Source organism: Bacillus sp. 165, from assembly GCF_017742235.1.
GTDB lineage: Bacteria > Bacillota > Bacilli > Bacillales > Bacillaceae_G > JAGHKQ01.
The window spans coordinates 39,526-50,154 of record NZ_JAGHKQ010000021.1 but is presented as its reverse complement, the minus strand read 5'-3'; the positions used below and the strand labels follow the sequence as shown (position 1 = coordinate 50,154).

Sequence of the window (10,629 nt, the reverse complement as noted above, 5' to 3'; positions counted from 1 at the left end):
TCACACCCGTTCCCATTCCGAACACGGAAGTTAAGCTCTTCAGCGCCGATGGTAGTTGGGACCTTGTCCCTGTGAGAGTAGGACGTCGCTAGGCTAGACATCGTTCCGCAGTAGCTCAGTGGTAGAGCATTCGGCTGTTAACCGAACGGTCGTAGGTTCGAGTCCTACCTGCGGAGCCATGCTTCCATAGCTCAGTAGGTAGAGTACTTCCATGGTAAGGAAGAGGTCACCGGTTCGATCCCGGTTGGAAGCTTATGTTGAAAAATTTTGGCCCGTTGGTCAAGCGGTTAAGACACCGCCCTTTCACGGCGGTAACACGGGTTCGAATCCCGTACGGGTCACCATTATAGTGGAGGATTAGCTCAGCTGGGAGAGCACCTGCCTTACAAGCAGGGGGTCGGCGGTTCGAGCCCGTCATCCTCCACCATATATCGGAGGGGTAGCGAAGTGGCTAAACGCGGCGGACTGTAAATCCGCTCCCTATGGGTTCGGCGGTTCGAATCCGTCCCCCTCCACCATTTTTATTAGAATAAATTTTATTGAATAAGAAGTGGGAAACTTGAGAAAATAAACTTGTGAAGGTTTGTTTTTTATTTTCCAGATTTAAAAGATATATTTAACTTGTTATTTTATTGGGCTATAGCCAAGCGGTAAGGCAACGGACTTTGACTCCGTCATGCGTTGGTTCGAATCCAGCTAGCCCAGCCATATAACGAGCCATTAGCTCAGTCGGTAGAGCATCTGACTTTTAATCAGAGGGTCGAAGGTTCGAGTCCTTCATGGCTCATATTGCGGAAGTAGTTCAGTGGTAGAATACAACCTTGCCAAGGTTGGGGTCGCGGGTTCGAATCCCGTCTTCCGCTCCATTTGGGGCCTTAGCTCAGCTGGGAGAGCGCCTGCCTTGCACGCAGGAGGTCAGCGGTTCGATCCCGCTAGGCTCCACCATCTACATACACACTATATATTTGCCTTAGATCGGAACTCGGTCTAAGGCTTTTTTATTATTGCTTTGTACCCTTTTGTTCTTTGTTTATTTACTTATAACATTTTTACAAATTTAAAATTTTACCGTTTATTTTGAATAGAACATAGCGTCATGCTGCTTAGTATAGATATAAGCATAAAAGGGCTAGAGGGAAGAGGTATTATAGTCAAAGCTATCTAACTAACACCAGAGGGTGTAAGAGTCGTTTATCAAGAGTTGATTAATGATAAGGAACATATCGTAATCGAATCAGAAGCTAAAGAAGAGCAGCAAATGAGCATTGAAATGGAAGCCACTTTTACAGCAGGTGAAAAGACAGAAGCTCAAGCTACTGCTATACCCGATAATACAAGCAACTAATCAGCAGCGATCCACAAGTTGCAAAGGTAGTAGTGAAAACAGGATGATTATACATGGAAGTACAAAAAGCAGGCTTATTAATAGTCTGCTTTTTTCTTTGTATTAGGGGATTTACGACCTTTTAATTGAGAAGAAGTAAGAGTGAAATACATTTTCATTTTTATTAGTTATTTTTTTATGTAATATTTTATGCGAAATCAACCTCTTTAACTACGAATAAATATGGGTATTCATATGCATATGATTGTATGCAATGTATAAATAAACAAAAAAATGTTCAGTTGAGTCAGGCAATATAAAAGATTTAAAATATTTAGTGTAGGAATAGGAGGGGTATACAATGAAAAGAGAAATTTCAATTGTGGGAGTACCGATGGACTTAGGGCAAACAAGACGTGGAGTCGATATGGGGCCAAGCGCTATTCGATATGCAGGGTTAATTGAACGATTAGAGAGAAATCAATATGGTGTGGAAGACTTAGGGGATCTACGTATTGAGCGTACAAATAGACAAAAGAACGATAATCCAAAACTGAAAAATCTTGAGCAAGTTGTAGAAGTATGTGGTGAACTAGCCTCTAAAGTGGATGATATTATCGGACGTGAGCGGTTTCCGCTTGTGCTCGGAGGCGACCACAGTATTGCAATAGGTACTTTAGCTGGAATTGCTAAACATTATGATAATCTCGGAGTAATTTGGTATGATGCCCATGGAGATTTGAATACAGAAGAAACGTCTCCTTCTGGTAATATTCATGGAATGTCATTGGCTGCAAGCTTAGGATTTGGTGATTCTTCTTTAACAAACCTATATGGTGAATATCCTAAAATTAAAAAAGAAAATGTTGTTATTATTGGGGCTCGTGCATTGGATGAGGGAGAAAAAGATTTTATCCGCGAGCAAGGTATTAAAGTGTTTACAATGCATGAAATTGATCGAATGGGCATGACAGCAGTTATAGAAGAAACTATTCAGTACTTGTCTCACACTGACGGAGTTCACTTATCGTTGGATTTAGATGGACTGGACCCACATGATGCACCGGGGGTTGGAACACCTGTAATTGGCGGACTAAGTTATCGCGAAAGTCACTTAGCGATGGAAATGTTGGCGGAATCAGGGATTGTTACATCAGCAGAGTTTGTGGAAGTTAATCCTATTTTAGATGAAAAGAATAAAACAGCAATTACTGCTGTTGCATTGATGGGATCGCTGTTCGGAGAAAAATTGAAGTAAAACAAGAGTGCTCTACTGTTCAAAGCAGTAGAGCTTTTTATGTGTAAGCAGGAAATTAATATCGGTGCGTTGATTACTCTATTTCTACCACACAGGTTAACTTGTTTATTAGTTTAATGAAAAGGTGGCATGCTTTATTTCATATCTGTCATTATGTCTATATGAAACAGGAGATAATTTCAGTTTTGGTTTTTATTCATTCATCAGGAAACTGTTAGTTATTTGTAATTATCCATCTAATAATGTATGGTATAATTAATTAGTTAACGCTTTGAAATACATATTGATGGAGGAAGGTACATGCTCTCTGGAGATATGACAGTGATTTTAAAATATCTCAGTAATATAGTTGATATAGCCCTTGTATGGTTTGTTATATATAAATTGATTCTGCTGATTCGCGGAACAAAGGCAGTGCAGCTGTTAAAAGGAATTATAGTGATTGTTGTAGTAAGGATACTTAGCAGTGTATTTAAGCTTCATACATTGCAGTGGTTGATGGACCAAGCTTTAACATGGGGTTTTTTGGCCGTCATTATTATTTTCCAACCGGAGCTGCGCCGGGCCTTGGAGCAATTGGGAAGAGGAAGTTTATTTTCTAGAGGTATGAATCATGAGGAAGATGAACAAGCGAGCATCGTAGATTCTATTGTGAAAGCTGTAGAGTATATGGCTAAGCGTAGAATCGGGGCCTTGATCTCCGTAGAGAGAGAGACAGGCATGAATGATTATATTGAAACTGGAATCTTAATGGATGCAGCGTTATCTTCTGAGCTATTGATTAATATTTTCATTCCGAATACTCCTCTTCACGATGGAGCTGTGATTATGCAAAAAGATAAAATCACAGCAGCAGCTTGCTACCTGCCCCTCTCTGAAAGTCCGTTCATTTCTAAGGAATTGGGAACAAGACATAGAGCAGCTCTTGGCATCAGTGAGGTAACAGATAGTGTAACTATCGTAGTATCAGAAGAAACAGGAACTATTTCCTTAACAAAAAATGGAGAACTTCATCGTGAATTAAAGTCAGAGCAGCTTCGAGAGATGTTGATAAAAGAATTAAATCCTCATACCAAACCATCTTCTTCATCTCTTTGGAATTGGAGGGGGAAGAAGCATGGATAAGTTGATGGATAATCATTGGATATTGAAAGGTATTGCGTTACTTTTGGCGCTGATGTTGTATATAACAATTAACCTGGAAAACCAGCCTCAATCTAACTTAAGTCCAATGAGCTTTCCAGGTTCAAAAACAACAGATACATTGAAGAATGTAGCGGTCTCAGTAGATTATAATAATGAAAAATATATCGTCACAGGTGTACCTCAAGAAGTAACACTTACTTTGAAAGGCCAAAATAGTAAAATTCAATCTACAAAGGTAAAGCAGCAATATGAAGCCTATATGAATCTTACAGGCTACTCTGTCGGTGAATACGATGTTCCGTTACAATATCGCGGAGTATCGGATGAGTTAGCTGTAACTGTACAGCCCTCTCATGCGAAAATTATTATTCAAGAGAAGGTAACAAAGGAATTTCCTGTAGAAGTCGAGTATAAAAACGAGCAGCAAATGAAAGAAGGCTATACAGCACAAGAGCCCTCTATTAATACAAAAACAGTTAAAATAGCAGGGGCAAAACAGTTGATTGAACAAATAGCATATGTCCGTACTTATGTGGACCTTAAAGGTCTAGATGAAACAGTGACCAAACAGGTGAAAGTCTATGCATATGATAAATACGAAAATAAACTTTCGATAGAACCGGAACCGTCTACAGTAAATGTGACAGTACCAGTAATAAGTCCAAAAAAGACGGTACCTATAGAGGTTACAAAGGTTGGCAGTTTGCAAGAGGGAGTCAGTATTACAAGTTTGCAAATTGAACCGAGTCAAGCTACTATTTATGGACCAAAAGATGTACTGGATAAGCTAGATGCTTTACAAGGGGTAGAAGTAGATTTAAGTAAAATAAGTGAGAATACAACATTAGAACTACCTCTTTCCATCCCAAAAGGAGCAACAATAGTGACTCCTGAAAAAGTCAAGATAACCATAGAAGTAGAAAAACAAGAGAGAAAATCTCTAGGAGCTGTGCCACTAAAGGTTATGGGACTTGCGGAGACTTTAAATCTCAGTTTTTTAGATCCGAAAAATGGATTTGTAACTGTAGATGTGATAGGAAAATCCAGCGTGGTCAATAAATTGAATGCATCACAAATACAAGCGCTTATCAATGTTTCTGATCTTGTCCAAGGGGAGCATGATGTAGCAATTGAGGTAAGCGGTCCGAAAGATGTAACATTGGAAATTAAACAACAAAATGCAAAAGTAGAACTAATAAGTAAAGGTTGAGAAGTTGCAGATAACATCAAAGGGGCGATTCAATCATGGGTAAATATTTTGGAACTGACGGTGTTCGCGGTATAGCAAATAGTGAACTGACACCTGAATTAGCATTTAAAATTGGGAGATTTGGCGGGTATGTATTAACGAAAAATACAGAGCGTCCAAAAGTACTTATCGGTCGTGATACGCGTGTTTCTGGTCATATGCTCGAAGGAGCATTAGTAGCAGGGCTTCTTTCAATCGGAGCAGAAGTAATGCGTCTTGGTGTTATTTCTACTCCAGGTGTAGCATATTTAACAAAAGCGTTGGGAGCACAAGCGGGTGTTATGATTTCTGCGTCACATAACCCTGTTCAGGATAATGGAATTAAGTTTTTTGGTCCTGACGGCTTCAAATTGTCAGATGAACAGGAACTTGAAATCGAAGCGTTAATTGATCAGGAGATAGATGAGCTTCCTCGTCCTGTCGGCGCAGATTTGGGACAAGTAAATGATTACTTCGAAGGTGGTCAAAAATACTTGCAATACTTAAAACAAACTGTTGATGAGGACTTCTCTGGCTTACATGTAGCCTTAGATTGTGCACATGGAGCAACATCGTCATTAGCCCCATACTTATTTGCTGATTTAGAGGCTGATATTTCTACTATGGGAACAGCACCAAACGGCATTAACATTAATAAGGGAGTAGGTTCTACTCATCCTGAAGCGTTAGCAGCCTTCTTAAAGGAAAAAGGGGCCGATGTGGGATTGGCATTTGATGGAGACGGAGACCGTCTAATTGCAGTAGATGAAAATGGAAACATCGTCGATGGCGATCAAATCATGTATATTTGTGCCAAGTATATGAAAGAAACAGGAAGGCTGAAGCAGCAAACCGTTGTCTCCACAGTTATGAGCAACCTTGGCTTTTATAAAGCGATAGAGACACAAGGGATTAAAAGTGCGCAAACAGGAGTAGGAGACCGTTATGTTATGGAGGAAATGCGTAAGGGCGGTTATAATCTAGGAGGAGAACAGTCCGGTCATATTATTTTCCTAGACTATATTACAACAGGCGATGGTATGTTAAGCGCTATTCAGCTTGTAAATATTATGAAGGCAACAGGAAAAACATTATCCCAGTTAGCCAATGAAATGAAGAAATATCCACAAGTATTAGTTAACGTTCGTGTAACAGATAAAGTAAAAGCGTTAGAAAATGACCGTATCCAGACAGAGATTCGTGTGGTAGAAGAAGAGATGAATGGAAACGGGCGTGTATTAGTACGTCCATCAGGCACGGAGCCTTTAATTCGTGTAATGGCAGAAGCGCCTACACAAGAGGATTGTGAAGCCTTTGTAAATCGAATTGTAGCAGTAGTAAAAGAAGAAGCGGGCGCTTAGTAAAGAGCAGAAATAAAATGAACGATATGCATAAGAGGAACCAATTGTTCTTCTTATGCATATTATTTTTTAAGGGTAAAAGGTACTCTGAGCATATTGATTTGCATTTGTTATAACAAGAAACGCAATGAAAGGGGTTACAATAATCTTTTTATTGACGAGAGTTTACTTATTGTTATAAGATGGGTTTGTTCTTTTTCTCAGCAAGGAAAAAATTATAAAGCGCCAGAACTACTGAGTGTAGTTGACGAGGAGGAGTTTTATCGAGGATTTCGGCGGATGACTCCCGGTTACTTATCATAACCGAAAGTTCTTATTAAAACAAAGAGGTGACTCTGTGGACAAAGGTAAGAGCAATGATGAGTGAAAAAGAACAACAAATAAAACATGGGAATTGATTAGAGTATGGACGGAAAAGAAACTCTATATCAAATTGCATGTCTGAATTAGCAGAAGAGAGAGGAAGGTGAAGGTCGTTACGGGATTATGAAGCCTAACGGTCTTTAGAAGCATCCCCTCATGTTTGTTGTTCCCTTTTTAGCATATAGGAAAAGTATGCTTATTTATATGTGGGTTTACAGTTTCGTGGGATTTGCTTCTGTTAGTGAATAATAAGCCATGTGCGTAACGACGTGCAGTATGTGTGGAATCGTAGGAATTATTGGTCATCAGGATGCGAAGGAAATTTTATTAAAAGGGCTAGAGAAGTTAGAGTATCGTGGATATGACTCCGCAGGTATCGCAGTGCAGGGAGCTGAAGGAGTAGTAGTATTCAAGGAAAAGGGACGTATTGCAAAGCTTCGTGAAAGTGTAGACTTTTCAATGGATGCTTCTGCTGGTATTGGTCATACTCGTTGGGCAACTCATGGAGTACCGAGTAAAGTGAATGCTCATCCGCATCAAAGTGCATCTCAACGTTTTACACTTGTACACAACGGTGTGATTGAAAACTATGAGTTATTAAAGAATGAATATTTACAAGATGTAACATTCGTTAGTGAAACAGATACAGAAGTAATTGTGCAGTTGTTAGAGAAGCAGGTGAATAAGGAGACTTGTGTAGAGGAAGCATTTCGTAAAACATTGCAGCTGCTGCATGGCTCTTACGCAATTGCTTTATTAGACAATGAAAATCCAGGGATGATTTATGTAGCAAAAAACAAGAGTCCGCTGTTGGTTGGTGTTGGTGATAATTTCAACGTAGTTGCAAGCGATGCTATGGCAATGCTGCAAGTGACAAACCAATTTATCGAGCTTACAGATAAGGAAATGGTACTTGTAACGGATGAATCTATCACAATTAAAAATTTAAACGGTGATATTATTGAACGTAAGCCGTTTACAGCAGAATTAGATGCAAGCGATATTGAAAAAGGTACGTATCCTCATTTCATGTTAAAGGAAATTGATGAACAGCCGCTTGTTATTCGCAATATTATTCAAAGGTATCAAAATGAAGATGGAGAAATCGAATTAAGTCAAGACATTCGTAATGCGATTTTAGATAGCGACCGCGTCTACATTATCGCATGTGGAACGAGCTACCATGCAGGACTTGTAGGGAAGCAATTCATTGAACGCTATACAAAGGTTCCGGTAGAGGTTCATGTAGCAAGTGAGTTCTCTTACAATATGCCATTGTTAACAGAAAGACCATTCTTCATCTATATTTCTCAAAGCGGTGAAACAGCTGATAGCCGTGCTGTGCTTGTTCAAACGAACGCAATGGGTTATAAAGCCTTAACAATAACAAATGTTCCTGGTTCTACACTTTCTCGTGAAGCAAGCTATACGCTGCCATTACATGCAGGTCCAGAAATAGCGGTTGCCTCTACGAAAGCTTACACTGCTCAGCTAGCAGTATTAGCAATTCTTGCGATTGATATAGCAAAAGCAAAAGGCTTATCTGTTGATTTCGACTTGATTCAGGAATTGGGTCTTGTAGCTAATGCAATGGAAGTGCTTTGTGGTGAGAAAGAAGAGATGGAGAACATTGCATCTGAATATCTTGCAACAACTCGTAATGCATTCTTCATCGGCCGCGGCGTTGACTTCTATGTTGGCTTAGAAGGTGCATTAAAGCTAAAAGAGATCTCTTATATTCAGGCAGAAGGATTTGCAGGCGGTGAGTTAAAGCATGGTACAATTGCTTTAATTGAAAATGGTACACCAGTTATTGCTTTGGCTACACAAGAGCATGTAAACCTTGGCATTCGCGGCAATGTGAAGGAAGTAGTGGCACGCGGTGCAAACCCATGCATTATCTCTATGAAAGGCTTAGAGATGCAAGGCGATCGCTTTGTTGTACCATCTGTACATGAAGCATTTGCTCCTCTTGTATCAGTAATACCGTTACAACTCATCTCATATTATGCAGCATTGCATCGTGAGTGCGACGTTGATAAGCCTCGTAACTTAGCTAAGTCGGTTACAGTGGAGTAAAAATAAATTAGTATGAAGTATCATTGTTGAATAACAAAAAAGTTGGGAACTGACTCAATGTATAGATAGGAAAAAGCATCGATAAACAATCGATGCTTTTTTGTTAATTCATGATTAATATAATTTATTGCATTATTTATCAACAGAGCCTTAATGTTATAAATACCAAAATTTAACAGGTTCAAAACAAAAAGAACTCATAAACCAAGCATTTACCAAATCAGATTTGATTCAACTCATTTATGTTATACGTCACCACTTCCGATGGCTTCTCATTTATTCGCCACCCTACCCAACGCCCTTTCGCATGCGTTTTAACATGATAACACACTTTACTTCTAGAAGAGAAATTTCTTTTTTGTTTACTCTTGCTGCCTGATGATTTTCTTCCCATGAAATCACCTCACAGCATATATATTTCATTCGTTTTTCATTTAGAACGAATACAACTGTGTAATGAAAACAAAGTCGGGAACTGAATCAACGATACAGATAAGAAAAGCAAAAAAGAATCAACATCTATTGAGAAGCAGGAAAAAAACGATATGTGTGGAAGGAGATAACAACGAAATATTGCTTTGGAGGAGAAATAATGAATGAGAAGAATGAATCTTTATCCTTGATTTTACCATTGAAAAAGAGGGAAGAAATACAGAATCAATGGCTGTTTCATCGTTTAAATATTTTATTGCCGGATCTCATGAAAAAGCATCAATTGCAAATGTGGGTAGTGATAGGAAGAGAGTATAATGAAGATCCTGTATTAAAAACTCTGTATCCTTCATCCATAGATAGTTCAAGAAGATTAACCATTTTAGTTTTTTGGCTGGATCAAAAACAACAATTGAAACGTTGGGTAATTCATCCAAATCCAAGCTTTGAACCTTTCTATGAACGGATTTGGAAAATAGAAGATGGTGATCAGTGGGAATGTCTTAAAAATATTGTAGAAAAGTGCAACCCAGACACGATTGGATTAAATTATTCTCATACATTTGCTGCTAGTGATGGACTGAGTCATTCTTATTTTGAACAGTTAAGTAAGGTTCTTGATGGGTACACTGATAAATTTGTCAGTGCCGAACATTTGATTGTTGATTGGCTTTCTATTAGAAGCCAAGAAGAAATAATGTCATATCCTTCTATTGCTGAATTAGCACGAAAAATTGCTGAGGAAGCCTTATCGTCAAAAGTAATCCATGCAGGAATTACAACTACAGAGGATGTAGTTGATTGGATACGGCAACGTGTATTGGATTTAGGGCTAGAAACTTCTTTCTACCCAACGGTTGATATTCAAAGAGAAGGGGCTGAGATGGATCGGATTGAAGGAGAAATTATACGGCCTGGTGATATTGTTCATTTGGATTTTGGCATCAATTATCTAGGGCTGTCTACAGATACCCAACAGTTAGCCTATGTATTAAAGCCCGGAGAAACTGATGCGCCAGAAGGACTTCAATCTGCATTCCGTACTGCATTAAGGCTCGAGGACATCTTGACCTTCCATATGGAAGAAGGAAAAACAGGAAATGAAGTTTTCCAAGCGGCGTTGACTTCTGCCAAAAGTGAACATATCGATGCAATGATTTATTCTCATCCACTTGGACCTCATTGTCATGAAGTGGGTGCCCTAATTGGCTTATATGATCAACAACGAGATATTCCTATAAAAGGTGATCTTCCGTTAACTTCTAATACTTGTTATGCGATGGAGTTCAATATCAGGCAATTTGTGCCTGAATGGGGTCGATCGGTTCCGATTTTCTTAGAAGAACCAGTAGCTCTTATTGATGGAGAAGTACAATATATGGCGAAAAGACAAACGTCATTCTATTTGATATAGCGTATAAAGAGCAATTATTCATCC

General features: G+C 39.0%; 7 protein-coding genes, 9 tRNA genes and 1 rRNA gene. All 17 read left to right on the top strand.

The annotated features are described in order from the left end of the window. Positions 1 to 94 (top strand): 5S ribosomal RNA (rrf, locus tag J7Q84_RS17395); the annotation flags it as partial. Between the two features lie 10 nt (positions 95 to 104). Beyond that, positions 105 to 179, top strand: a tRNA-Asn gene (locus tag J7Q84_RS17390). 1 nt (position 180) lies between these two features. Next, positions 181 to 253: transfer RNA gene (locus J7Q84_RS17385), tRNA-Thr, on the top strand. A gap of 16 nt (positions 254 to 269) precedes the next feature. Beyond that, positions 270 to 344 (top strand) — tRNA-Glu (locus tag J7Q84_RS17380). A gap of 7 nt (positions 345 to 351) precedes the next feature. Further along, positions 352 to 427 (top strand) — tRNA-Val (locus J7Q84_RS17375). A 6-nt stretch (positions 428 to 433) separates the two neighbouring features. Next, positions 434 to 518, top strand: a tRNA-Tyr gene (locus J7Q84_RS17370). A 115-nt stretch (positions 519 to 633) separates the two neighbouring features. After that, positions 634 to 708: transfer RNA gene (locus tag J7Q84_RS17365), tRNA-Gln, on the top strand. Positions 709 to 714: 6 nt separating this feature from the next. Then, positions 715 to 787, top strand: a tRNA-Lys gene (locus J7Q84_RS17360). A gap of 4 nt (positions 788 to 791) precedes the next feature. Then, positions 792 to 866 (top strand) — tRNA-Gly (locus J7Q84_RS17355). A 3-nt stretch (positions 867 to 869) separates the two neighbouring features. Beyond that, positions 870 to 945 (top strand) — tRNA-Ala (locus J7Q84_RS17350). Positions 946 to 1,201: 256 nt separating this feature from the next. Beyond that, positions 1,202 to 1,345 (top strand): hypothetical protein, encoded by a 144-nt coding sequence (locus tag J7Q84_RS17345; protein ID WP_209096384.1) that lies wholly within the window; start codon positions 1,202 to 1,204, stop codon positions 1,343 to 1,345. Between the two features lie 340 nt (positions 1,346 to 1,685). Continuing rightward, positions 1,686 to 2,582: an arginase gene (gene rocF / locus J7Q84_RS17340; RefSeq protein WP_209096383.1), complete on the top strand. Its 897-nt coding sequence runs from the start codon at positions 1,686 to 1,688 to the stop codon at positions 2,580 to 2,582. Positions 2,583 to 2,882: 300 nt separating this feature from the next. Then, a complete protein-coding gene (cdaA, locus tag J7Q84_RS17335) occupies positions 2,883 to 3,707 on the top strand; it encodes a diadenylate cyclase CdaA (protein ID WP_209096381.1) in 825 nt (274 codons plus the stop codon). Then, a complete protein-coding gene (locus tag J7Q84_RS17330) occupies positions 3,700 to 4,938 on the top strand; it encodes a CdaR family protein (protein WP_209096379.1) in 1,239 nt (412 codons plus the stop codon). Before cdaA ends, J7Q84_RS17330 begins: the two co-directional genes overlap by 8 nt. 35 nt (positions 4,939 to 4,973) lie before the next feature. Continuing rightward, positions 4,974 to 6,317, top strand: a complete 1,344-nt coding sequence (gene glmM / locus J7Q84_RS17325) for a phosphoglucosamine mutase (protein ID WP_209096377.1) — start codon at positions 4,974 to 4,976, stop codon at positions 6,315 to 6,317. 639 nt (positions 6,318 to 6,956) lie between these two features. Then, entirely contained in the window at positions 6,957 to 8,759 is a 1,803-nt protein-coding gene (gene glmS / locus J7Q84_RS17320) for a glutamine--fructose-6-phosphate transaminase (isomerizing) (RefSeq protein ID WP_209096376.1), read from the top strand. A gap of 592 nt (positions 8,760 to 9,351) precedes the next feature. After that, the gene (locus J7Q84_RS17315; RefSeq protein WP_209096374.1) at positions 9,352 to 10,605 is read left to right on the top strand and encodes a M24 family metallopeptidase; all 1,254 of its coding nucleotides are present in this window, start codon (positions 9,352 to 9,354) and stop codon (positions 10,603 to 10,605) included. Positions 10,606 to 10,629: the final 24 nt, after the last annotated feature.

Coding starts and splice junctions, on each gene's coding strand:
- cdaA (WP_209096381.1), top strand. CDS start 2,883: ATGCTCTCTGGAGATATGACAGTGATTTTAAAATATCTCAGTAATATA.
- J7Q84_RS17330 (WP_209096379.1), top strand. CDS start 3,700: ATGGATAAGTTGATGGATAATCATTGGATATTGAAAGGTATTGCGTTA.
- glmM (WP_209096377.1), top strand. CDS start 4,974: ATGGGTAAATATTTTGGAACTGACGGTGTTCGCGGTATAGCAAATAGT.
- J7Q84_RS17315 (WP_209096374.1), top strand. CDS start 9,352: ATGAATGAGAAGAATGAATCTTTATCCTTGATTTTACCATTGAAAAAG.
- rocF (WP_209096383.1), top strand. CDS start 1,686: ATGAAAAGAGAAATTTCAATTGTGGGAGTACCGATGGACTTAGGGCAA.
- glmS (WP_209096376.1), top strand. CDS start 6,957: ATGTGTGGAATCGTAGGAATTATTGGTCATCAGGATGCGAAGGAAATT.